This window comes from Roseibium sp. TrichSKD4 (assembly GCF_000148725.1).
GTDB lineage: Bacteria > Pseudomonadota > Alphaproteobacteria > Rhizobiales > Stappiaceae > Roseibium.
The window spans coordinates 453,016-473,949 of record NZ_GL476310.1 but is presented as its reverse complement, the minus strand read 5'-3'; the positions used below and the strand labels follow the sequence as shown (position 1 = coordinate 473,949).

General features: G+C 56.4%; 29 protein-coding genes. All 29 read left to right on the top strand.

Translation table 11 applies throughout. The annotated features are described in order from the left end of the window. The first annotated feature begins 23 nt into the window (after positions 1–23). The 29 genes from TRICHSKD4_RS08085 to TRICHSKD4_RS29170 all read left to right on the top strand — a co-directional run bounded on the left by TRICHSKD4_RS08085 (position 24) and on the right by TRICHSKD4_RS29170 (position 20,884). Positions 24–425, top strand: a complete 402-nt coding sequence (locus TRICHSKD4_RS08085) for a hypothetical protein (RefSeq protein ID WP_009467014.1) — start codon at positions 24–26, stop codon at positions 423–425. Between the two features lie 11 nt (positions 426–436). Next, a complete protein-coding gene (locus tag TRICHSKD4_RS08080) occupies positions 437–1,336 on the top strand; it encodes a Mu-like prophage major head subunit gpT family protein (protein ID WP_009467013.1) in 900 nt (299 codons plus the stop codon). Positions 1,337–1,415: 79 nt separating this feature from the next. After that, a complete protein-coding gene (locus tag TRICHSKD4_RS08075) occupies positions 1,416–1,601 on the top strand; it encodes a hypothetical protein (RefSeq protein ID WP_009467012.1) in 186 nt (61 codons plus the stop codon). Then, positions 1,591–2,490, top strand: coding sequence for a TAXI family TRAP transporter solute-binding subunit (locus TRICHSKD4_RS08070; RefSeq protein ID WP_009467011.1), 900 nt, complete (start codon positions 1,591–1,593; stop codon positions 2,488–2,490). Before TRICHSKD4_RS08075 ends, TRICHSKD4_RS08070 begins: the two co-directional genes overlap by 11 nt. Positions 2,491–2,548: 58 nt before the next feature. Continuing rightward, complete coding sequence (locus TRICHSKD4_RS08065) at positions 2,549–2,845, top strand: hypothetical protein (RefSeq protein ID WP_009467010.1); 297 nt, start codon at positions 2,549–2,551, stop codon at positions 2,843–2,845. 29 nt (positions 2,846–2,874) lie between these two features. Continuing rightward, positions 2,875–3,090, top strand: coding sequence for a hypothetical protein (locus tag TRICHSKD4_RS30670; RefSeq protein ID WP_168156991.1), 216 nt, complete (start codon positions 2,875–2,877; stop codon positions 3,088–3,090). Next, positions 3,071–3,511 carry a gp436 family protein gene (locus TRICHSKD4_RS08055; protein ID WP_009467008.1) on the top strand — a complete coding sequence of 147 codons (441 nt, stop codon included), beginning with the start codon at positions 3,071–3,073 and terminating at the stop codon, positions 3,509–3,511. The genes TRICHSKD4_RS30670 and TRICHSKD4_RS08055 overlap by 20 nt, the downstream gene beginning before the upstream one ends. Positions 3,512–3,515: 4 nt before the next feature. Then, the gene (locus TRICHSKD4_RS08050; protein WP_009467007.1) at positions 3,516–3,992 is read left to right on the top strand and encodes a phage virion morphogenesis protein; all 477 of its coding nucleotides are present in this window, start codon (positions 3,516–3,518) and stop codon (positions 3,990–3,992) included. Further along, on the top strand, positions 3,989–4,528 hold the full coding sequence (locus TRICHSKD4_RS08045; RefSeq protein WP_009467006.1) for a hypothetical protein: 540 nt from the start codon (positions 3,989–3,991) through the stop codon (positions 4,526–4,528). Before TRICHSKD4_RS08050 ends, TRICHSKD4_RS08045 begins: the two co-directional genes overlap by 4 nt. Continuing rightward, a complete protein-coding gene (locus TRICHSKD4_RS08040) occupies positions 4,525–5,067 on the top strand; it encodes a hypothetical protein (RefSeq protein WP_009467005.1) in 543 nt (180 codons plus the stop codon). Before TRICHSKD4_RS08045 ends, TRICHSKD4_RS08040 begins: the two co-directional genes overlap by 4 nt. A 14-nt stretch (positions 5,068–5,081) precedes the next feature. Continuing rightward, positions 5,082–5,441 carry a hypothetical protein gene (locus TRICHSKD4_RS08035; protein WP_009467004.1) on the top strand — a complete coding sequence of 120 codons (360 nt, stop codon included), beginning with the start codon at positions 5,082–5,084 and terminating at the stop codon, positions 5,439–5,441. A gap of 12 nt (positions 5,442–5,453) precedes the next feature. Continuing rightward, a complete protein-coding gene (locus tag TRICHSKD4_RS28015; RefSeq protein ID WP_009467003.1) occupies positions 5,454–5,816 on the top strand; it encodes a gpW/gp25 family protein in 363 nt (120 codons plus the stop codon). Continuing rightward, positions 5,800–6,657: a baseplate J/gp47 family protein gene (locus TRICHSKD4_RS28010; protein ID WP_009467002.1), complete on the top strand. Its 858-nt coding sequence runs from the start codon at positions 5,800–5,802 to the stop codon at positions 6,655–6,657. Before TRICHSKD4_RS28015 ends, TRICHSKD4_RS28010 begins: the two co-directional genes overlap by 17 nt. Then, positions 6,657–7,799, top strand: a complete 1,143-nt coding sequence (locus TRICHSKD4_RS08015) for a hypothetical protein (RefSeq protein ID WP_009467001.1) — start codon at positions 6,657–6,659, stop codon at positions 7,797–7,799. Before TRICHSKD4_RS28010 ends, TRICHSKD4_RS08015 begins: the two co-directional genes overlap by 1 nt. Before the next feature lie 12 nt (positions 7,800–7,811). After that, complete coding sequence (locus tag TRICHSKD4_RS08010; RefSeq protein WP_009467000.1) at positions 7,812–8,540, top strand: hypothetical protein; 729 nt, start codon at positions 7,812–7,814, stop codon at positions 8,538–8,540. Positions 8,541–8,549: 9 nt separating this feature from the next. After that, on the top strand, positions 8,550–11,744 hold the full coding sequence (locus TRICHSKD4_RS08005) for a DUF4815 domain-containing protein (RefSeq protein ID WP_009466999.1): 3,195 nt from the start codon (positions 8,550–8,552) through the stop codon (positions 11,742–11,744). 10 nt (positions 11,745–11,754) lie between these two features. Next, positions 11,755–12,216: a hypothetical protein gene (locus TRICHSKD4_RS08000; protein WP_009466998.1), complete on the top strand. Its 462-nt coding sequence runs from the start codon at positions 11,755–11,757 to the stop codon at positions 12,214–12,216. Further along, on the top strand, positions 12,206–12,799 hold the full coding sequence (locus TRICHSKD4_RS07995) for a hypothetical protein (protein ID WP_009466997.1): 594 nt from the start codon (positions 12,206–12,208) through the stop codon (positions 12,797–12,799). Before TRICHSKD4_RS08000 ends, TRICHSKD4_RS07995 begins: the two co-directional genes overlap by 11 nt. Before the next feature lie 2 nt (positions 12,800–12,801). Continuing rightward, the gene (locus TRICHSKD4_RS07990) at positions 12,802–13,332 is read left to right on the top strand and encodes a hypothetical protein (RefSeq protein ID WP_009466996.1); all 531 of its coding nucleotides are present in this window, start codon (positions 12,802–12,804) and stop codon (positions 13,330–13,332) included. A gap of 107 nt (positions 13,333–13,439) precedes the next feature. Further along, positions 13,440–14,639: a tail sheath protein gene (locus tag TRICHSKD4_RS07985; protein ID WP_009466995.1), complete on the top strand. Its 1,200-nt coding sequence runs from the start codon at positions 13,440–13,442 to the stop codon at positions 14,637–14,639. Between the two features lie 18 nt (positions 14,640–14,657). Further along, complete coding sequence (locus TRICHSKD4_RS07980) at positions 14,658–15,167, top strand: hypothetical protein (protein ID WP_009466994.1); 510 nt, start codon at positions 14,658–14,660, stop codon at positions 15,165–15,167. A 7-nt stretch (positions 15,168–15,174) separates the two neighbouring features. Beyond that, complete coding sequence (locus TRICHSKD4_RS07975; protein WP_009466993.1) at positions 15,175–15,678, top strand: hypothetical protein; 504 nt, start codon at positions 15,175–15,177, stop codon at positions 15,676–15,678. Between the two features lie 155 nt (positions 15,679–15,833). Next, positions 15,834–18,272, top strand: coding sequence for a phage tail tape measure protein (locus TRICHSKD4_RS07970; protein WP_009466991.1), 2,439 nt, complete (start codon positions 15,834–15,836; stop codon positions 18,270–18,272). 8 nt (positions 18,273–18,280) lie between these two features. Next, positions 18,281–18,535 carry a DUF1653 domain-containing protein gene (locus TRICHSKD4_RS07965; RefSeq protein ID WP_009466990.1) on the top strand — a complete coding sequence of 85 codons (255 nt, stop codon included), beginning with the start codon at positions 18,281–18,283 and terminating at the stop codon, positions 18,533–18,535. Positions 18,536–18,546: 11 nt separating this feature from the next. Continuing rightward, a complete protein-coding gene (locus TRICHSKD4_RS07960; RefSeq protein WP_009466989.1) occupies positions 18,547–19,002 on the top strand; it encodes a phage tail protein in 456 nt (151 codons plus the stop codon). 9 nt (positions 19,003–19,011) lie between these two features. Then, on the top strand, positions 19,012–19,218 hold the full coding sequence (locus TRICHSKD4_RS07955; protein WP_009466988.1) for a tail protein X: 207 nt from the start codon (positions 19,012–19,014) through the stop codon (positions 19,216–19,218). After that, the gene (locus TRICHSKD4_RS07950; RefSeq protein ID WP_009466987.1) at positions 19,215–20,201 is read left to right on the top strand and encodes a phage late control D family protein; all 987 of its coding nucleotides are present in this window, start codon (positions 19,215–19,217) and stop codon (positions 20,199–20,201) included. The genes TRICHSKD4_RS07955 and TRICHSKD4_RS07950 overlap by 4 nt, the downstream gene beginning before the upstream one ends. A 4-nt stretch (positions 20,202–20,205) precedes the next feature. Then, positions 20,206–20,718 carry a hypothetical protein gene (locus TRICHSKD4_RS07945; protein WP_009466986.1) on the top strand — a complete coding sequence of 171 codons (513 nt, stop codon included), beginning with the start codon at positions 20,206–20,208 and terminating at the stop codon, positions 20,716–20,718. 1 nt (position 20,719) lies between these two features. After that, positions 20,720–20,884, top strand: coding sequence for a hypothetical protein (locus TRICHSKD4_RS29170; protein ID WP_009466985.1), 165 nt, complete (start codon positions 20,720–20,722; stop codon positions 20,882–20,884). Positions 20,885–20,934: the final 50 nt, after the last annotated feature.

Sequence of the window (20,934 nt, the reverse complement as noted above, 5' to 3'; positions counted from 1 at the left end):
GGTCATTCAGGAGACCCAAAAAAATGCTTTCCAAATCACGCGAGGTTCGCCGCCGTGGCGGTGATCGAACCTCCCCGCCGGTTGCCGGTGACGTGAAGATCTTCAAGGGCGGACTTGTTGTCCTTGAGGGCGGGTTTGCCAAACCGGCCTATGAGGCGGCAAACCTCACTGTTGCCGGTGTTGCTGAAAACACGGCCGACAATCTCGGTGGGGCGAATGGTGCCATCCGCGTGGACTGCCGCCGGGACGGCTGGTTCCACTTTGAGAACGATAACGGCGATCCGGTGAGCCGGGCCGATATCAACTCCCCTTGTTACATCATCGACGATGAGACGATTGCCCGCACCGATGGCGGTGGTTCCCGGTCCAAGGCCGGTATCCTTCGCGAGATCGAGGGTGATCTTGTCTATGTCGAGTTTGAATAGGAGCCGCTTCAATGGCTGACTTTACACTCGAAAACCTGCGCACGGCGGGGATTGGCTTTCGCCGCAACTATCAGCAGGGCTTTGATCAGCACAAGCCGATGTGGCCGACCATTGCCACGGAAGTTCCCTCAACCACCACGGCCAATGAATATGGCTGGCTTGGCGAGTTTCCGGGAATGCGGGAGTGGATCGGCGAGCGTGTCATCCGCCAGCTCGGGTCTCATGATTACCGGATCAAGAACCGCAAGTTCGAATTGACGGTTGCCTTCAAGCTTGATGATTTGGCCGATGACAATCTGGGGATCTACAAGCCGCGCATGGAAGGTTTGGGCAATGGCGTTGCCCGTCATCCTGACAAGCTGATCTTTGAAGCGCTGGAACTTGGGTTCTCTGCCGAGTGCTATGACGGTCAGAACTTCTTTGATACCGATCATCCGGTTCTGGACGAGGAAGGCAAGGAAAAGTCCGTCTCCAACTTCTGGGCCGGTGACAAGCCTGCCTGGTATTTGTTCGACACAACCCGTTCTTTAAAGCCGCTTGTGCGACAGGTTCGCCAAAAGCCGGTCTTCAACGCCATGACCGACATCAATTCCGAGCGCGTCTTCATGCTGGACGAAGTTGTCTATGGGGCAAAGACCCGCGAGGCCGCCGGGTACGGTTTCTGGCAATTGGCCTTTGCGTCCAAGGAAGAGTTCACGCCTGACAACTTCGCCAAGGTTTACACGGCCATGAAGTCGCAAGAAGGCGACTACGGGACCAAGCTGACCATTCAGCCGAATATCCTCATGGTTCCGCCTTCGCTTGAAGATGCAGCCAATATCCTGATGAGCGTCGAAAAGTTTGAAAACGGCAAGCCGAACCCGCACCGCAACAAGTGCAAGGTCGAAGTTTGCCCGTGGCTCTCCAGCTGACCAAGTAGTCGGCTTTTTTCCAAAAATTGAATTGGCCTCTCGCGGGGATAGCCCGCGAGCGCGCCTTTAGTGAGGAACCATGATCAACCGTTTCAAAAGATGGGTCATCGCCAAGTTGTTCCTTTTTGTCGGAACGCTGACCGCTTCCATCCCCGCCGTTGACATGGCTCTCGGCGGTTTTGGCCTTGATGAACTCTATGGCTTGTGCGTTGCCGCCCTTGTTTCCCTGATCGTCAAAATTGGAGTGAAAACCAATGAAACGTAATCTTTTTCTTATTTCCGCCCTTACCGGCTTGATAGCCATCTGCCTCCCAAGCGCATTTGCCCAAGACCTCAAGCCACCGATATCAATATGCTCGGGCACCGATGGCGGTAGCTACTATCTTGCCGCCAAGGCCATTGCCGACAGTCTGGCAAAAGAAAAGATCACGTCTGAGGTGCTTGTCGATACGGGCGGCTCGCTCGGCAATATCAGCCGGGCTTTGCGCGGCGAATGCAATGTGCTCGTTTCTCAGCCCGACGCCATGGTCAACTTGAAACGCAATGACCCAGCCTCTGCACGAGAGTTTGTAACCGTCGCCTCGCTTCACGAAGAATACCTGATCCTCCTGGTCAACCGGGATGGCAAGGTGGGTGAACTGGATGATCTGGAAAGCTATGGCAAGGAAGCCTCCATTGTTCTCGGCGATCCGGACTTTTCCGGAGCCGTTCAGACCTGGGCGAACCTTGTTGCTGAAGATGATGACTATGGCGCGGTCCGCATTGCCAGTGAACATGATGATCCGGAGTTTGCTTTGGAAGCACTCGCTCAAGGGGAAGTGGATGCAATCCTTCTGGTGACGGGTATAAAGGCAAACCGGGCCTTGTCGGAGGCCAACAGTTATCTTTCCAAAAAGCTCCGTATTGGCGCGATGAATGACGGTGATGTTGATGATGCGGTCGATCTTGCCGGAGATCCGCTTCTGGTGTCCGTGGGGGTTCCGTCAAACGGGATCACGTCCAACCTGACCAGCTGTTTTTTCGGCTGCACGGACAGCTACAAGATGCAGGCCAAGCTTTATTTGGTCAAAGGCTCGATTGACAGGCGAACCGAGAAAACCTTGCGCCGGGTTGCACGGCGCGTGGGCAGCCAAATCCAGTCCGCTCTTAACTAAACCTCATTTTTGATTTCCTGCGCGGGACATTCCCGCGTAGGGAGCAAGGAGCCTTCCCATGTCTGAGAAGATTTGCGTCATTGCATCCCACGACCGCCGTCGGGCCGGTCTGAAGTTCAAGGCGGGTCAGCGGACGATTGTTGACCGGCCGGAGGACGACGATGCGGCTGAACGTTTGCTTTCCGCACTTATCGCGGACCCGGTTTTGGCAATTGTTCCGTTCGATGAAGACGACGAAGCTGAAGACCCTCAAGACGGGGAGACCAAGCCCAAGTCGCGTGGCCGTTCGCGCGCCAAACGGGCGAGCGCTCCAAAGGGTGACAAAGCGGGCACGCAAGGCAAGCCAGCGGAGTAAGCCCATTTCAATCAAGCGGAGCGGGACAGATGAGCAGCATGAAAATATCTCAGGTCATCAAAATTCTGCAGAAGGCTCAAGACCAATGCGGAGACCTGCCGATTTACACCGTCGACAGCGATATCGCTGAGTTCGAGTACTGGCCCTGCAAGAATGGCCTCGAGGTTGCGCCCGAAGAGGCCAACGAGATCATTGTCGGGGTCCATCCCGAAGGAGTGCGAGGCCATGCTCTACGCTTCCTATGACCAGATGTTGGCGGCCAAGGGCGAAGATGAACTCCGCATTCTGACCGACAGGGAGAACACCGGGGAGCCTGTTCCGGCGACCGCGCTCTCAGCTCTTGAAGATGCGAGCCGGACCATTGACGGGTATTTGACCCATAAATATGAGCTGCCGCTTTCCAGCGAACCGGCGTTCCTGCGCCGCCCGTGCATTGATATTGCCGTTTACTTTCTTGCCGGGACGCATGCGAGCCTGACTGACGATATCGAAAAACGCTACGAGGCGGCGATCAAGCGCCTGGAACAGATTTCCAAGGGGATGATTGGCCTTGGGTTGTCTGAGCCACAGGCAGCTGTCCCGGAAGATGCGGACGGCTCGGACAATGTGATCTTTGACGCGCCGCCCGAACGGGTCATGACCCGCGACCGGCTGAAATCCATGTGATGTTATGGCGGGCATTGGCGTTGAGATCGATATCCCCCGCGAGGAAATGCGGGCGGCGCTCAAAAAGTTCACCACACTTGATCCTGCCTATCTGCTCGACCCAATCGGCGCACTGGTGACAAGCCAAGTCCAGCGGCGGATCGATACGGAAAAGACCTCGCCTGACGGGGACGCCTGGAAGGACAACAGCGAAGGCACCGAGACGCTCGTGCGCTCCGGCGCTCTTGTGGACTCCATTGACCATGAAGTTGACGGCGACGCGGCCGTGGTCGGCTCTTCTCTTGTTTATGCCGGCATTCACCAGTTCGGCGGAACCATCGTTCCCAAGGATGCCGAGGCTTTGGTGTTCCGAATTGGCGGTCGAACGATCCGCGCCAAAAAAGTTGAAATCCCCGCGCGGCCCTATCTCGGCCTGTCAGCGGCCAACCGGGCCGAGATTGACGGACTTGTCGGAACCCTGTTGAGGAACCTGATCGAATGAGCATTTCGTCAAATGACAGTGACCTTAAAAAGCCCGGCGCCTATTTGAAAACCGTGGCGGATGAAGTTTCAAAGCTTGCCTCAATTACCTCAGCGGCGGTGCTTCATGGTAAGTTCAAGATTGATGATCTGGGCAGGATCAAGTTCAAAACTCCCTCCGCATTCGTCTCTATGGTTCTTGCAAAACCCCAGATCCAGCATTCCGGCCAAATCCGGCTTGATTGCGAGTTCGCAATCATGCTGGTGACAAGGACCGCAGACACCCGACAAGATCCATCCGAGATATGCCTTGAATGTCTCAATCTCGTTCACCGCAATGTTTTCGGGTTCAAGGGCGTTTCTCAGCCGAACGACTTTACCTATCTGCCCATTTTGACCAGCGATGAGCGCAGCAAGGGCCATGCGCTGACGGCGCTGACATGGAAACAGGACATGACGGTAATCGATCCGGCTCCGCGAAAGCACGAGGTTGACCAGATCGTGCGCACCGATGGAACCGTTCTCTATGACAGGGAAAATACCGGAGAAAACAAGTGAGCGCGGATCTTTATAATCGGATCGCTGCCCTTGAAGATGAGGTCGTTCGCCTTCAGGAAATGATCCGGAACATGTTCCGGGTTGCAACGGCCGCAGAATATGATCCGGAGAAGGACCGTGTCGTCGGTGTCGATGACGCTGAAGGCGATGATGAAAACGGTCGCCCTGAAACCCCGCCTATTCGTGTTCTGGGTCAATCGGGGGCGATCAAGAAACGCTCTACGATTTCAGCCGGTGAACAGCTTTTGATCCTCTCGCCGGGTGGTGATTTCGGTCCCGGCTCGCTTGCCCTTCCGCTTGGGCCAAACGCTGACAATCAGTCACCGTCCAATGAGGCGGAAGAAGACATCACAACAGTAGGAGAAACACGGCACCGCTTGACGGCGGGCGGCGCGGAACTGACCGCAGAGCGGGTTGATCTTGGGTCAACGGGCGGACCGCCCGTGGCTCGTAAAGGCGATTTCGTCCTGGTGAAGGTCGGGTCTTCTGCCGGGCTTTGGCCGATTGTGACGGCTGCAAGCAACACGTTTGCAAAGTGAAGGGATTTTTTGAGATGGCACGCGCATCACGAAAGACGAAAGCGGCACCTGAGACAAAGGCCGAAGATGTTGAGGTCGTGGAAACCGAGGCAATCCCTGAAGCGCCGGTAACAGAAGACGCCGGGGTGACAGAACAAGGCTCGTCCCTATCCGATTATGAAAAGCGCCTGCCGGAGGGGTTCGGCAAAGATCAAGCCCGCGTGCTGGCTCATAACTTCCATGTGGGGCGGGCTTATCAAGCGGGTGCGCTTGTTCTGATTTCTGATGAACCAATTCCGAGCGTCACCTCCCTTGCTGATGTTCTGGTTCTCGACAACGACATTGCGAAAACGCTGGAATTACAGGGGGTGATTAAACCACTCCCCGAGGCTTAGGGACGCGGGTCGATGCTGGTCGGGATGTGCCGGTTTACCGGCGAAGAAATATCCGGTGTTGAACGGGTCGTTCAAAGCATTGAAACGACCTTTTCAACGCCGTTTAAAACCCAGCCCGGCAAGCGTGATTTCGGCTCACCAGCCCCGGACCTCATTTCCAGACCGCTCACTGAAGACACGATCATGGATGTGTTTGGCGCGATCGTTGATGCGGTGGAATGGGAACCGGAAGCAGAGCTGAAAGACTTCGGCCTAAACGATGCGGATGAACACGGCCGTGTCGATATCTTCTATTCCTTCCGTTTCATTCCGAGCGACGAAGTTGTGAGGCGGATCATCGGCAAGGGGGTTTTGGCAAATGCTCAAGGCGCTTGATATTCTTCCCCGCCCGAAATTGGTTGAGGAAGTTTCGACCGAGGCCATCCTTGACCGACGCCTTGCCGTCTTTCTGGAAGTCTACAGGCAAGAGGCGGGACAAGATTTTTCAGCGCTCACTGAAAGCTCTCCAATTGTTCGTGCGCTTCGATCCGCTTCTGAGGACGAGACCGTCATGCGCCAACGGGTCAATGAGCGGTACCGGGCGCGGTTTGTCTATTTTGCATCTGGTGACAACTTAAAACTCCTTCTGGAAGATGAGGGCCTTCAACCAATCGACGGCGAAACCGAGGCCCGCCGCCAAGAGCGGATTATTCTAAACCGCACCGGATCATCGGCGGCCGGGCCGCTTGAGTGGTATCGGCGCAAGGCCATTGAAGTTGCGCCTGACGAGATTGCTGATATCTCCGTTGACTTTCCAGGCGGCAGCCGTGTGCGGGTGGCAATCCTTGCAAAGACACTGGACGGCATACCGTCTGAAGATCTGGTGGCACGGGTTCGCGCCCGCCTGACATCTGATGAAGTTCACCCAGACGATCACACCGAGATTGATGTGATTGGCGCGGAGCCGGTTCCGGTAGTGGTTCGTTCCCGCATTACGCTGGAACCGGACACGGACCCGCAGGTTTTTGACGCTTTGGAGCCGAGATATCGCGGAGCCTTTGCCGAACATATCGGGCTTGGCCGCGACGTGCCCTGGTCATGGTCATCGAGCCGCCTTCAGGTGCCCGGTGTTCACAAGGTGGAAATGCTGGGCGATGAGCCGCCTGCGGTGCTGCCCTATCAGGTCGCTTACCTTCAAGACCTTCTTCTTGAACTTAGCCAGTCGCGGGGCTGGTGATGGCCCGCCGTCTTCCGCTCCCTCCCAATGCTTCAGCGCTGGAAGTTGCCCTGGCAGCTGCCTTGGCGCTCCCCGATGATCTTTTGAACCTTCACAAGGTTCTGGGAGAACGCCTCAGAAACCCGACTGACGAGGATCTGCCCTTTCTGGTTTGGGAATGGGGACTGCAGCCGGTGCTGCCATTCCTGGACAATCCCCGGCGCGCTTTGGCGGAAGGGCGGCGCTGGCAGAAGATCCGGGGAACCATCCCGGCCGGGCATGTTGCCCGCAGTTGGATCGACGCATATGCGACCCATGAACAGGAGCGCTCCAAGCGCACTCATTTGCATTTGGGCAAAAGCGCGACGGAAGGCGAGCTTGAAGGGATCATCACCCTTTCAAGGCTGTCGCAGTCTTTGCGCTCCAAACTTTACCGGGTCACATGGCAGCTCGATCACCGGGCACTCATAAAGGGGCAGCGCAAGCGCACCAACTCCATTCGGGGCAATCCGTCCGGGATCAGGTTCCGTCCTGACTGGCCGCTTATCAGTTTTATGGAGAAGGTGGATCTGGTCGGGCGACTGGATACCCAGATCAGCGGGGCAATCACAATCGGGATTGGCGGGGCTACGCGCCGTCACTCAGATATCGTTCGCGCCCGCTCGATCAGACCGGCAAAGGCAGCGCTGGCACACCCCTCCCAAATTACAGTCACCTATGATTTGGGACGCGGTGCTTTTGCATGGGGTACGCCCGATCTGGAAATGTCTGTTCGCCCGGTTGCCGGTGTTATCCGGGCTGTCAGCAAGCGCGGCGCACTTCAAAGCGTGCGTGGGGCTTATCGGATCGAGACGGCCCGTTCCTTCAAGCGAGCAAAGGCCAAACGCCCCTTCGGATATACGCCAAAGTCTCACCGCTTAAGCGCAGTTCCAGAGCCACACCGGATCGGCGGCAAGGTCAGTCTTGCAGCGCGGGTACATGGTGATGTTGCCGTTTCTGTCAGTGCACATGTCACCGTGCCGCAAAGCCCCTCTCTTTTGCACATTGAGCACCATATCGGCGGGCTTGCTGATCTGGACAATGCGCCCTGGTCCGGCCTGCCGCCCGGTCCGCAAGAGTTTGGGTCATCGCCAAGCACCTTGCTGGATTTAAAGCCGTCTTGAAGGAGCCTTTAAATGCCCGTGAACATGAACGCAGGGCGGGCCATGCTGGTCAGCATGATCCGGGAGCGTATGGATGCCAATCAGGCCGGAACCCTGTTTGCCTTTGGGGCCGGAGAGCCATGGTGGGGCAAACCGCAGGCGGAAGTGGTCACGCTTGGTGAAGATGGCAGCGCCGCGCTCAAACATCCGGTTTTTGACAGCACCCCGGTCTCGGTCTCTTTGGCCGATGGGTCTCAAAACTTTGTTGAGGCTGATTTTGCAATAGGCCCTTCAGGGGTCATTGCCCGCACTGAGGCAAGCAATATTGCGCCAGATGCCATGCTGTCTGTTTCCTATGAGGCGGCCATTCCAGCGCCAACCCTTCATGAATCAGCCCTTGTCGATGAAGTTGGCCGGGGCCGGATGACCAACATTGATTACGTGTTGCCATCGGCTGAGAACGAAAACCCGGATGCGCGGCATTTGCCTGTCGGCAATCAAAGCTACGCCTTCAGTGATGAGCCGACACGCATGTTGCTCATTCGTGGCCGTCTGGCCGCTGGCGATGCCGTTGGCAAGGCCATTACCGAATTTGGGCTGTTTTCCGGTTGTGAAGTCGCAGCTGATCTGCCACCGGGGCAGCTTTTCTACACCCCCGACCAAATCGCCACTCCCGGAACGCTGCTCATGGCTGATCGCGTGCGGCCCCTTGCCCGCGATGGAATGAGCAGTTTGGACGTGACGTTCATTTTGGAAATCTAGGAGAGTTTCATGGTGAACCTGCCAGACAAGTACATCAACGACTTTGATCCGAAGAAGAACCGCACCGGCCTTCTGGAGACAGAAGACACTTATTATTTCGGGGCGGACGCCAATGTGGCCCGGTCCATGCTGGAACATCGCATTCGCTCTATTGGCGACGGCATGTTCAGTGATGGTGACAAAATGGAAGGCTGCACGGTCACCATCAACAAGGAGACCGGCGCGGCCATCGCAGAAAGCGGCAAAATCTATTATTTCGGGATGGGCCGGGACATTGAAGAGGCCGAACTGCAAATCCCGGCTGAGGGCAAGCTTCAGATCGGAGCCATTTTGGAACGGCGGATCATCACCCATCTGGAAGATGTCAGCCTGAAATTCAACGATCAGTCCTTCGAGTCCCACAACAAACCACGCTGCCCGCAATGGGAGGAAAAGCTGCGCTGGGGCCTGTCCACGGAAGGCATGATTTCCACGAATGAAATCGAATATCGCTTCGTGCCGATCTATGAGGTGGAGGACCGGGTTATTCTCGACACCAGCCCGCCGCCTGAATTTTCCGGGATCAATGATCTTCTGGGCCGCTATGACTACGAGAGCAACAGTCACTATGTGGTCTGGGGCTGCAAGGTCAGCCTGCTTTCCAGCGCGGCAGATATCCTTGCGCTCTCGGTTGAAGAAGGCACGGCCAACGTCAAGGGCAAGAAGATTGACCGGGACACGGCCAAACGCTTGGAATATGCAAGCGACCCGGATCTAGAGACCATTCGGGCCGAGCCACATTATTTTAATGATGGCGGTACAGGGTCATTGAAGATCACTCTCAACCGGACACCGATTGCCGAAATCCTTGATGTGTCTGTTCTGGAAGAAAAGACAGCGGACGTTCATCGCAGCCAGATCATCGGCGGGCGTGATCCATTGCCCGATGCGCAAGTCGCGCGAATTGTCTCTGTCGTTCAAGGCGAGACTACATTTGAAGTTGGAACCGACTATCAGCTCATTGGCGATGAGGTGGATTGGGGCGCTCAAGGCAGTGAGCCAGCAACCGGCTCCACCTATCAGGTGACATATACCTATAAGCGCTCGATTGATCCGGACCTTCAGGACGACACGTCCGTGACAATTTCCGGGGCCGTTACAGGCTCGCAAGTTGATATTGACTACCGCTGGAAGATGCCGCGCATCGACCTGATTACGCTCGATAAGGATGGCCGGTTGGAGCGGATCAAGGGGACAGCGCGCGCCTATAGTCCGGTTACACCCAATGCACCAACTGTCAAACTTGTCCTGGCGGAACTGCACCACGACTGGATTGAGGGGCCGGACGTTCGAAATGTCGCAGTTCGCACGGTCTCCATGCAGGATCGGGAGTACATTCGAGACCAGACCATTGCCAACCGGAATGAGATTGCCCGCATGCAGCTCATTCTCGATGCCAATATTGCCAACGGATATGCCAAGTCCGAGATTTTTGCGGACAACTTTGATGATGACAGCCGCCGCGATCAGGGTGTTGACCAAGGGCTTGCCATCGTCAACGGCGTTTTGACCCTGCCAATTTCCGCCAGCCTTGTAGAGGGCTTTACCGCAAATGAAACCTTGTTCAACGAGGTGACATTTGAAACCATCCTTGAGCAACGCCTTAAAACCGGACAAATGCGGGTCAATCCCTATCAGGCCGCTGATCCGGTTCCGGTGCGCGTGAGCCTTAATCCGGCGATGGACCAATGGACAAGCACGACCAGCCGGTGGCATTCAGCAATCACTCAGCGCCTTGCTGACTGGACGCGGACAATTGGGCGCGGTTTTCGGGCGGCAGTTTCAACGTCCGTCAATGTCAACACCAGAACGGAGATGTTCACGCGATCAACGGTCGCAGATGAGCGTTTGCGCTCCCGTGATGTTGTCTATGAGGTCAACGGCTATGGGCCGAATGAGCCTTTGGCGCTCATCGAGTTTGACGGGATATCTCTTGCACTGCCTGATCCCGCCCCGAAGGCAGACGCAAATGGCCGCCTTGTCGGGTCATTCCGTATTCCCGAAGGTTTGACGGCGGGTGCCAAGAGCGTTCGTTTTGTCAGCAAGACCGGCAATGAAGGTTTTGCGACCTATGTCGGTCGTGGCTCTATTACCATCAACGAAATGCGGGCCGTGACCACCGTTCAGCGTGTGATTACCCGTCGCCTGTTCGATCCGCTTGGCTATATCTGGACACCGCCCAAGGGCTTTTATCTTGGGTCTGTCAGCGTGCTTGTTGAGGAAGTCGGAGACGAAACCCGCCCCGTCATCCTGCAGATCCGCAATGTTCAAAGCGCGCAGCCGACCGGCCCGGCTTTGGCCGAGGTTGAAATGGACATGCGCGGCGTCAAAAAGGGTGACATTCTTGAGTTCGTTCTGCCCGTTCCCCTCTGGATGGAAGCGTTTGAGCAAAAGGCTCATATCTGGCTTACCAATGATGACCGGCATGCGCTTGCCATTGCCGAGCTTGGCAAGTTTGACCCGGACAAGGGCTGGGTGACACGACAGCCCAATCTCAACATGGTGATGATTTCCTCGTCCAATAACACGGCCTATGTCCATCATCATTCCATGGATCTTTGGACGATCATCAAGGAAGCCAAGCCGGTTGCAACAACACGCACGGTTGAGCTTGGGACAGTGCCAGCAGGTGCAGCAACGGATCTTCTGGCGCTGGCGGGCGTTGAAACGCCGGTTGCAGGCACGGAAGTAGAGCTGATCTTTGAACGGGAAAACGGCGGCGAGCTGAAAAGTGCGCCGGGACAGGTGATTTCCTTAAGCGAAGTTCTGGACGAGGAATTGACCGTTAAAGCGGTTTTAAAGGGCACCCAGGAGGCCACCCCGATCCTCTTCCCCAACATCCAGATTGTGCTTGGCAAGCTTGTTGAAACCGAGCGCTATGTCAGCCGCGCGTTCACTTGCGGCAATGACATGACGGTGGAGATCACGACACTGGAGCGCACGCCGGGCAATTCTTCCTTTGTTGTTGCGGTTCGCGATAGCGACGGGGTGTTCCAACTGACAGACCTTCACGCTCAGGAAGAGCATGGCGAAGGCTGGTTCAAGCGGACCTATCGCCTTGCCGGGGTGACAACCGAGACCACCGCCATTCAGATCACGGCAACAGGCTCGGCGCTTCACCGCCCGGCAATGGCTTATTGCCATGCCTCACCCTTGAAGATTTGAGGACGCGGTGATGAGTGAGGAAACGGAAAATCTCAAACTGCCGCTTGCTGATCCTGAAGGGCCGCAGATAACAGGCATGCGCCGGATCAATGAGGCGCTCGGCCTCGTTGACCAAGCGTATGGACAGCATGACGCTCGGCTGAAGGAAAAGGCAAATAGAAGCGGGTTGGAGGCAGCGATCCGCGCACTGATCGGCGGGGCTTCGCAAACCGGCAACACACTTGGCAAGCTGCTCGGTCTCATCGAACGACGAGCTTTGCGGTCTGATGTTGATGACATGATCAGTGATCGTGAAGTTACCGTCTTCGGCTTCAACCGCGTGGGTGGTCATTTGCAGCTCACTCAAACCCGCGAGCCTTGTGCCGCATCAGACTTTGCCTGCTTTGCTGTGTTGCCGGGCACCGTCACTTTCCAGCTCGATGACAGCGGTCATTTGATCATGAACAATGAGGGCCTGAGCCATGCAGATTGATCTAGGCAAAATCAAGATCGCCTGGAAAGGCGCTTACGATCCGGAGGCTACCTATGAACGGGATGACGCCGTTTTCTATGACGGATCATCTTTCATCTTCGTGGGAACAGATCCGAAAACGGGCGTCGATCCAACGGACACCGCCACTTGGAACATAATGGCCCAAGGGTATGCGCAATCCAAACTGGTTTGGGCTGGAGGGCCGAACGGGCACAGTCACGCGAGCGCTGCTGGCTCTAGCCTAGACATATCTTCGACGCATGTTGAGGCAGATCCCGCTTACGCCAGTGTCGACAACTCAGTGATTACGATCCAGAAACCTGGCTTTTATCGGGTCGGCGGATACGTGATGCAACACACCAATTCAGGGCACCGCTACTTCCAGATCCGGCACAATGCGAACACCGTGCAGTACAACTACATGTATGGCGCTTACTGGATGACGACGACCGCAGATTACACCGCATATTTCAATGAAGGCGACACGATCTCGTTCCATGCCTGGGCGACCGGAACAAACCTCTATGCGGCTCATTCACACGGCTATTACACCCGCTTTTTCCTAACCTATATGGGGGATTGATCATGGACTTTGCATTGATGCCAGACGGCTCGGCAGCTTACGAGGGCAAGGCAAGAGATATTCTTGGGGCCGATGCCTCCAATGATCAGATCGTGGAAAAGGCTGAAGAACTTCGAGAGCAATTTCCGAACGCCGCGCAAGAGACACATCTGCGTGCCCGGATCTCAGATCATATCTACGCCCACTATAGCGCCGAAAAGCAGGCGCAGGATGCCAAGTGGGCAGAGAGCTACCGCACCAAACTTGTAGCAGCCGGTGTGCCAAGTCTGGAAGCGACGGTCTTTGGGATTATTGCAGCGGGCAAGGACTTCGACTCAGCCTGCGCCTCGGTGGTCAATGCGCTCGATGCTGAGGTGTTGGGCAAGGTTCAGGGCAAGACCAAGACCGAGCGCAAAGCCTATGCAACGGCAATGCTTGTGAAGCTGGTCAAGGTCGGCATTCGTACCGAATGGGCTGAAAGCTGTATTCGAACGGCAATGGCGCAAGCCGCTAAAGGGGAAGAGATCGCATTCCCGCAGTATCCGGTAATCTGACGCCTGACTTCGTTTCCCTCGCACCTGTCACCGGGCCTTCGTGCCCGGTTTCTTTTTAGCCTGCTCCCATCTGAAGACATCCCTTGTTTCATTGATGGGAGGGCCTCATGGCCGCAACGGACGAGTTTCATCAGGGCTTACGCTTCAAGCGCGTGGGCTCCGGCCTTGGTGCGATCGATATCTACGACACCACCACGGTCGGCATGAATGTCTATTCTGACGACGCTGACGCCAGTCTGCCGCGCAACGAGCCGTTTATGCTGTTCAAGTCCGATACGGACAAGCGCGAGAAACTCGGCACGACAGGCACAGCCCGTAAATACACCGACGCTCTTTTTGAGAGCGTGTCCGGTGCGGCCGTCGTAGTCAATTTGTTTGAGCCGGGTGATAGTCCGGATGCGACACTTGAAAAAGCGCGCGGCGACGAGGCCGCACAATCCGGTCTTTACGCTTTGGAAGCCGCCGAAGGCCATGTCCATTATCGCCCGAAGATCATCCTGACGCCGACGCTGACCGGGTTCCGGGTAGATAATGCAGCGAACCCTGTGGCCGTCGCGCAAGGACAGATCGCAAAGCGCCTTGGTGCGGTTCACATCACTTCCGGACCGGGAACGACCGACGAGGACGCAATCACCTTCCGAAAGGACTTTGACGACGAGCGCATGATCATCTTTGACCCGCTCGTCAAAACGGCTGGCGGCATGATGACAGCAGAAGCTCATGTCGCGGCCGCTGGTGTCCAGACAGACAAGGAAGTCGGCTTCCACGCCTCATGGGGCAACAAGGTGCTCGCCATTTTGGGCGTCAACCGGATTGTGCCGCACCACATGAGCGAGAGTGACACGCGGGCAAATTACCTGCTTTCCAATCAGGTCAATACGATCATTTCCCATCAAGGCGGCTGGCGAACATGGGGCGACTATGCCGCAACGACCGATAGCGAAATGCGGTTTTATTGCCAGCTTCGCGTCGATGATATCGTCAATGAAGCCTTGGCTCGCCATATCTGGCGGGTGATTTCCGAACCGCTCATCGCCGACAAGGTGACGGCCGTCCTTGACCGCATGAACGGGCTGTTCTCGGATATGATCGACGATCAAAAATTGGTCGGTGGTCATGCCAGCTTTGAAGGTGATCGGAACTCGGACAGGGCGCTGGAACTCGGCAGAATTGTATTGAGTTACGACAGCTTCCCGCCGCCGCCGATCACCTTGGTCGACATCGAGCACAAGCGCCAGCCGCGTTACCTGAAACGTACGGTCGCTGCGATTTTGGCCGCCTCCGGAAATTGGTCCTTTTCTCAATAACCTTCACGGGAGGCCTTCATGTCTCGACTAATACCGCGCGATTTCAACCTCGTCGTAAATGAAACGCTGGATCTTTACGGCACCTTGCAAACCACCACACCGGGCGGCATTGAGCCGGTGCGCAAGGAGTTTCACGCTGGTGGTTCAATTCTCAACGCCAACCCGATCACCGGCTTCAAGTTCAAGGCCTTCAAGTTCAAGGTCGTGACCTACCCGAACGGCTTTGATGAATTGCCGATTGGCGAGCCAATCGCATTGAGTTGGTCCGAATACATGGTCGATGAGGATGATCCGACCAATGAGATCGGCATTCGCCATTACTACGAGGGCGAGCTTGATCCGGCCAAGGAAGCCGATCGCAAGCGCGAGGATCTCGTTGAGTGGGACTATGAGGTCACCAATTTGCGGCGCTACCGCAAATACAAGAACGACAAGCTCATCGATGAGGGGGATCTGAAAAAGAACTCACTCATACTCAACGGCAAGCAAATTTGGGCGAACCGCAACCGCTTCCTGCAGCGAGGGTGACAAAATCATGGAAAGCCTAAATCTCAAAGATCCAATCCCGACCGGTGATGGCAAGGTCATTGCCAGTATCATGATTGGCGCGCCGCGACTGGCGGACATTCAAAAGTTCCTGCTTGCCATTGGTCCGGACACCATTCGCACCCTCATGGAAAACGCAGACCGAGACGAGGCAAATCCAACTCCGGCAAAAGAACCATCAGGCAAAGCACGACGCGTCAACCTGGACGCTGAGCCAAATGAGGAACAGGCAGACGAAGAGCTGCCGGAGGACAATTCGTTCGACCGGGCGCTTCTTGCCAAGTTGCTTGGTGACCTGATCCGGCAGGAACGCTTTGACGCCTTTAACGCAGCCCTTGGGTCTTATCTCAGCCTTGAACCGGATCAGGCAGCTCGCCTGTCCTTGCAGGATCTCGTGGTCATTGCTGGCAAGGTGGTCGGTTTTTTTACAGAAGTTGCACCCATGATCGCCGGGATGGTGAAGGACGAAACGAGCGAAGAGCAAGGCTCTTAAGCTTCGCAATCCATTCAGACGACATGCTCGCCGACCTGATGCAAGGCTATGGCGGCGGGCCGGACCCTTGGGAGGCCATGGAGTTCCTCCGGGCCTGTGCCTTCCATGACCACCTACGCCGTTCAAACGAAACCGCCCCGAACGAGGACTAGACCATGAGCGGCAAGCTCTCCTTTTCCATGGTTCTGCGCCTGATCGATCAGGCGTCCTCTACGGCAAACACCATCAGCCGGAACCTTGACCGGATGGCAGACCGCGCAGCTGCGGCCGGGCGGCGCATGGGCGGAGGGCTTAACCGGGCCTTTGGGCAGGTCTTTGATGGTGAACAGCTCAACAGGAACGTTGCCAAATATGAGCGCAAGCTGAATGCAGCCCGCACAAGGCTCATGGATGCCGCCGCCATGGGGGCAATTGTCATTGCGCCTGTCTTAAAGTCCGCGAAGTTCGAACACCAGCTTGCCCACTTCGGCAACGTGGCAGATATGACCGTCACACAGATGAAGGGGATCGAAAGCGAGCTGCGCAAGACGGCGAGCGCGGTCAATCAAACGGCGACCGATCTTCTCGGCGGTCTCGACTTCCTGATGGCTAAGGGCCTTTCCAAGGACGAGGCGAGCGGATCAATCAAGACTATTGGCAAGGCGGCAACCGCAACGGGTGCGGCCATTGAAGACCTTTCAGCCGCCGCCTATGCGTCCATCAGCAATCTGAAGATCCCGGTCTCCAGCATCGACACGGCCATTGAGAAAATGGCAGCGGCCGGAAAGCTCGGTGGTTTTGAGCTGAAGGACATGGCCCGGCATTTTCCCGGCTTGACGGCAGCGGCCTACAATCTTGGCATGGAAGGGGAAGACGCCCTGATCAAGATGGCGTCTGCCTTGCAGATCGCGGTCAAGGGCGCTGGCGATACCAGTCAGGCTGCCAACAACTTCATGAACTTCCTGATCAAGATGACCAGTCCGGAGACGGTCAAGAAATTCAAGAAGCTCGGGATCGATATCCGAAAGGAAGTCGCGACGGCCGTTGAGAACGGCAAAGACCCGATGGAATACATGCTCATCCGCATGCATGACCTTGCCGAGAAGAACAAGCACATCATCGGCGACATCTACGGCGACATGCAGGTCCAGCAATTCCTCAATCCGATTATCGCACAGCTGGAAGAATACCGGCGCATCCGCGACGAGACCGCTCAGGCCGATGGGGTCATCGACAAGGATTATAACCGTGTCATGGATACGGTGGTCGAGAAGTGGAAAGCCTTTGTTATCGAGCTGGACAATGCGACCACGGCAACCGGCGGGCTTTCCGGCGGGATCAAATACATTCTCGATCAGCTCACAGACCTTGTGCGCAGGTTCAATGCGTTTTCTGAAGCACACCCGGAGCTTGTCGCCAATATCGTCAAGGCAACGGCCGGGCTTTTGGGGCTGGGTGTTGCGACCCGTGTCGCATCCTTCCTCTTTGCCCTTGCCGGTTCGAGCCTGTTCGGCTTCCTGAAGGCGCTGAGAGCTGTTGGCATTGCAGCTGGTTTTGTCGCAAAGATGGGTGCCGCCCTTGGCCGATTGGGCTGGGCACTTGTTCGCCTTGCTTGGGTCGGCCCGCTTTTGACGGGCCTCAAGGTTGCCGCCGGTGCGGCGCTCGCTGCGATTGTCGCGGCAGGCTGGCCCGTTGTCCTGATCATTGGCCTGATCGCCGGTGCGCTCTTTGCCCTCTGGAAATATTGGGACCGCTTTTCCAGCTTTGTGTCTGGTTTTGCCGACGGGCTTTTGTCCGCTTTTGAACCGGCGTTAAACGGCCTTAAAAACATCTTCAAAGGCTATTTCGATGCTCTTGAGGCGGATGTTGGAAGATGGGCAGACCGGCTCGGGATTGACGCTGAAAAGGCAAAAGCCGCCTTCCGGTCAGTTTTCTCCTTCGAATGGGTGCGCCCGGCACTGGACAGCATAAGCGAAGCCGTCAGCGACTTCTTCTCCAACCTGTTCACCCGCGAAACACTCAGCAGTGAGGAAAAGGCCGCCTTTGAAGCCTCAGGCAAGGAGCTGGGCGCTGCATTTGGCGAGGCGGTGGTTTCGGCTATCGAGAACACATTTAAGGCTTTGGCAAATCTCGGGGCGATGATTGTCGATGCAATCCGGGCCGGACTGGAAAGCGCCTGGGGCAGTCTGGAGAGCTGGTTAGACGGCAAGATCGCCGCCCTTCAGGAGAAGTTCACCATAGGCGGCTTTGCGCTTCTTGGCAGCAGCGAACGCGATGAACCCAAAGCAGCCCAGACAGCACAAAGCAGTGCCGGGCCGAAAGGTGACCGCCTGCCATTGCCCTCAAAGTTTGAACGGGTGCCAAGTCCGGCACAGGTTCAATCTGCCAATCAGGCCGCCTTGATCGCCGCGCTTGAACGGGCCGCAGCCAATCACAACCAGGCGGGCGGCGAACCAAAGGTCGTTGAGGTGCCGCAGTCGGTCGATCAGTCCAAGCACATGAGCCAAACCAATCACTACCACACCCACGTTCACGGGGTGCCAGTTGCAGCCGGGCAAGCGGCGACAGGTTCAATCAAGGCGGCAAACAACTCCCTCATGCGGGATATCGATTAGGAGCAAACATGCCGGAATTTAACATCATCGAAGCACGCCGAAACCTTGCTGTCGTCCGGCATGACATTGGTATCGAAAGCCACTGGAAGCACGTAAAGCGCGGGACCGAATATTGGGTTCAGGCGGTAGCGTTACGTGAAGAAGATCGGGAACCAGTTGTTATCTATCGGGACTGTCATACGGGCACTTGCTGGGTTCGGCCAACAAATGAGTTTCTGGATGGCCGTTTTGAACGTCTTTCGGAATTTGCGCTAAAACTATAGGGAACTAGGCGATGGACATTCTTATGCGCCTTGGCCCGCATCACTTCACGGTCTCCGGCCTCAACTACCAAAAGCTGGTCACCGAATATGAGGCGCGCTGGAAGGAAAACTTCACGGCCGGAGGCGGTCAGGTCGATCACTTCTTCGGCGCAAATCCGCTTGCTGTGACCATCTCCGGGGCCATCTTCGACCAAGCCTTTGGCGGGTTTTCTGAGGCCGAAGCCATTGCCGAGACGGCCATGAGAGGCCAGCCGGTCCCGCTCTATTCAAGGTCGGGAAAGACCTTCGGCAAGGTGAAAATTCTGAGCGTCCGTCTATCACAGGACACAATCGGACCAGGCGGAATAATCCTTGAAGGGGCGCACGACATCAAAGTGTCCAGATATTCCGGCCGAGAAAACCCGAACCCGTTGATGGGCGGCGGCATTGGCAATGCCTTGAACCGTCTCGCGCAGACCTTGTTTTAGGAGACTGGCATGAGGGACTACATGACCCGCGACGGCGACATGGTGGACTTGATCGCCTTTGAGACCTACGGCACCGAGGATGCCCGCGAGGCCATTTATGAGGTCAATCCCGGCCTTGCGGATCTCGGCCTGACCCTTCCGGCCGGGGTGACAATAACCCTGCCCGAATGGAGCGCGCCTAAGCCCTCAGTGCCGCAATCGGGGTTTAACCGATGACGCCGTTTTGTGAGCTGACCTTTGATGGCGCATCGAGCGATCTGGTCACAACCCATCTTCTGAAAGTGGATATTGTTCTCAACAGCGGCGGCGATCCGGACAAGATCACCGCTCGCCTTGCCGACCCCTTTGCGCAGCTCCCAAGACCGCGTGAAGGGGCAAAGATCCGGGCGACGCTCGGCTATGTTGAAGGGCGCAAGCGGCGCTTTGGTCCATTTATCTGCGACGGTTACAGCGGCGGCTTTGAGGAAGAGAGCGGCGAGTTTCTGGAAATCCGGGGCACCTCCGTTGATTTTAGGGCAAGTGCCAAACATCGGGCAACCAAGACACACAAGGACACAACGCTCGGGCAGATATTGAAGTCGGAAGCCAAAAGCGCTGGCTTTGAGGCCATTGTCTCACCGGCCTTTGAGAGCGTTCCTTATGACCATTTCTTCAGAGGTGAAAAGTCTCTGATGCAGATGGTCGGGGAACTTGCCGACCTTCACGATGCCATCGAAAAATACGAGGACGGCAAGATCCTGTTTTTGGAACGAGGTAGCGCCCTTGATCTTTCGGGAGCCTTGCGGACCCATGCGCTCACCCGTGACGATTTGAAGTCCTGGAACTGGAGCCGGGACTTTCGGAACAACTACGCCGGGGTGAAAACCGCTTACCGCGATCATGACAAGGGCAAGCGGGTTGTCGTGAAGGAAAAGCTCGACAAGGGTGACCCTTGGTACGAACACCGCAAGCTCTTTCCAGATCAAAAAACGGCAACGGCGGCGGCGCGTTCCAAGGCAAAGCAGCTTAACCGGAAAGAGCGGCAGATCGAGATTACGTGCAAGTGCGGCGACCCGGATTTGCTTGAACAGATGAACCTCACCTTGACCGGTTTATCCCCGGAAGCGGACCGGGACTGGCTCACGACATCTGTCACCCACTCATTCGATGCTGAAGGCATGGCATTCGATACATCGGCCTCTTGTGAAATGAGGGAGTAGATGGATGGTTGACTATGCAACGGCTCGCGAAAGTATCCGCTCTGGCGATTTGCTGGCGTGGCGTTCGGATAGCCTTTTATCTCTCTTTATTCGCATTGTGTCCGCCGGTTCCTGGAGCCACGTCGGTGTTGCGTGGTGGTTCAAGGATCGGCTCTTTGTCATGGAAGCGCGTGAAGGTGTTGGCGTTGGCTTCAGGGCTGTTTCTGAAACCCTGCCATTCGATCATATCGCAACGGGCGCTGACTGGACGGACGAGGCTGAAACCTACGGTATCAGTGTCTTTGGCCGAAAATACTCCTATGCGGACGCGGCCCGCGCCGGGCTGGGTGTCAAATTCGCAGGCAAGGGAAAGATCTGCTCGGAGTTCGCCGTCGATCTCTTGCGCCGGACAGAGTACGCCTTTCGCCTGAGCGGCCGGAAAGGCTGGCCCAACCCGGTAACGCCAAGCGAACTCGTTGAACACTTTCTGGACCGGGGGGCAACGCTTCGATCCATCAGAACGCCTGAGGTGGAATGAGGTGACAAAATACGTGCCGGAACCAGAAGAAAGTGAATTTGACGAGTTTGGAGCAAGGCGAACCGGCTTGCTCGATCTTCACGGCCGCGAGCTTTTGAGAGAGCCGGAGCCGGTTGGATTTGTTCCCTCTGGCTTCAGACCGGCAAAGCGGAAAACAGAGGACTAAGAAAGAGACACGGGTGGTCCGGACCCGAAAGTCCGGACGGCGGGATCTGG

Coding starts and splice junctions, on each gene's coding strand:
- TRICHSKD4_RS08080 (WP_009467013.1), top strand. CDS start 437: ATGGCTGACTTTACACTCGAAAACCTGCGCACGGCGGGGATTGGCTTT.
- TRICHSKD4_RS08085 (WP_009467014.1), top strand. CDS start 24: ATGCTTTCCAAATCACGCGAGGTTCGCCGCCGTGGCGGTGATCGAACC.
- TRICHSKD4_RS08035 (WP_009467004.1), top strand. CDS start 5,082: ATGGCACGCGCATCACGAAAGACGAAAGCGGCACCTGAGACAAAGGCC.
- TRICHSKD4_RS08055 (WP_009467008.1), top strand. CDS start 3,071: ATGCTCTACGCTTCCTATGACCAGATGTTGGCGGCCAAGGGCGAAGAT.
- TRICHSKD4_RS08075 (WP_009467012.1), top strand. CDS start 1,416: ATGATCAACCGTTTCAAAAGATGGGTCATCGCCAAGTTGTTCCTTTTT.
- TRICHSKD4_RS07950 (WP_009466987.1), top strand. CDS start 19,215: ATGACGCCGTTTTGTGAGCTGACCTTTGATGGCGCATCGAGCGATCTG.
- TRICHSKD4_RS07975 (WP_009466993.1), top strand. CDS start 15,175: ATGGAAAGCCTAAATCTCAAAGATCCAATCCCGACCGGTGATGGCAAG.
- TRICHSKD4_RS08000 (WP_009466998.1), top strand. CDS start 11,755: ATGAGTGAGGAAACGGAAAATCTCAAACTGCCGCTTGCTGATCCTGAA.
- TRICHSKD4_RS08065 (WP_009467010.1), top strand. CDS start 2,549: ATGTCTGAGAAGATTTGCGTCATTGCATCCCACGACCGCCGTCGGGCC.
- TRICHSKD4_RS07945 (WP_009466986.1), top strand. CDS start 20,206: ATGGTTGACTATGCAACGGCTCGCGAAAGTATCCGCTCTGGCGATTTG.
- TRICHSKD4_RS07980 (WP_009466994.1), top strand. CDS start 14,658: ATGTCTCGACTAATACCGCGCGATTTCAACCTCGTCGTAAATGAAACG.
- TRICHSKD4_RS07955 (WP_009466988.1), top strand. CDS start 19,012: ATGAGGGACTACATGACCCGCGACGGCGACATGGTGGACTTGATCGCC.
- TRICHSKD4_RS07985 (WP_009466995.1), top strand. CDS start 13,440: ATGGCCGCAACGGACGAGTTTCATCAGGGCTTACGCTTCAAGCGCGTG.
- TRICHSKD4_RS07965 (WP_009466990.1), top strand. CDS start 18,281: ATGCCGGAATTTAACATCATCGAAGCACGCCGAAACCTTGCTGTCGTC.
- TRICHSKD4_RS07970 (WP_009466991.1), top strand. CDS start 15,834: ATGAGCGGCAAGCTCTCCTTTTCCATGGTTCTGCGCCTGATCGATCAG.
- TRICHSKD4_RS08045 (WP_009467006.1), top strand. CDS start 3,989: ATGAGCATTTCGTCAAATGACAGTGACCTTAAAAAGCCCGGCGCCTAT.
- TRICHSKD4_RS08070 (WP_009467011.1), top strand. CDS start 1,591: ATGAAACGTAATCTTTTTCTTATTTCCGCCCTTACCGGCTTGATAGCC.
- TRICHSKD4_RS08050 (WP_009467007.1), top strand. CDS start 3,516: ATGGCGGGCATTGGCGTTGAGATCGATATCCCCCGCGAGGAAATGCGG.
- TRICHSKD4_RS07990 (WP_009466996.1), top strand. CDS start 12,802: ATGGACTTTGCATTGATGCCAGACGGCTCGGCAGCTTACGAGGGCAAG.
- TRICHSKD4_RS08010 (WP_009467000.1), top strand. CDS start 7,812: ATGCCCGTGAACATGAACGCAGGGCGGGCCATGCTGGTCAGCATGATC.
- TRICHSKD4_RS08005 (WP_009466999.1), top strand. CDS start 8,550: ATGGTGAACCTGCCAGACAAGTACATCAACGACTTTGATCCGAAGAAG.
- TRICHSKD4_RS08015 (WP_009467001.1), top strand. CDS start 6,657: ATGGCCCGCCGTCTTCCGCTCCCTCCCAATGCTTCAGCGCTGGAAGTT.
- TRICHSKD4_RS07995 (WP_009466997.1), top strand. CDS start 12,206: ATGCAGATTGATCTAGGCAAAATCAAGATCGCCTGGAAAGGCGCTTAC.
- TRICHSKD4_RS30670 (WP_168156991.1), top strand. CDS start 2,875: ATGAGCAGCATGAAAATATCTCAGGTCATCAAAATTCTGCAGAAGGCT.
- TRICHSKD4_RS28015 (WP_009467003.1), top strand. CDS start 5,454: ATGCTGGTCGGGATGTGCCGGTTTACCGGCGAAGAAATATCCGGTGTT.
- TRICHSKD4_RS07960 (WP_009466989.1), top strand. CDS start 18,547: ATGGACATTCTTATGCGCCTTGGCCCGCATCACTTCACGGTCTCCGGC.
- TRICHSKD4_RS28010 (WP_009467002.1), top strand. CDS start 5,800: ATGCTCAAGGCGCTTGATATTCTTCCCCGCCCGAAATTGGTTGAGGAA.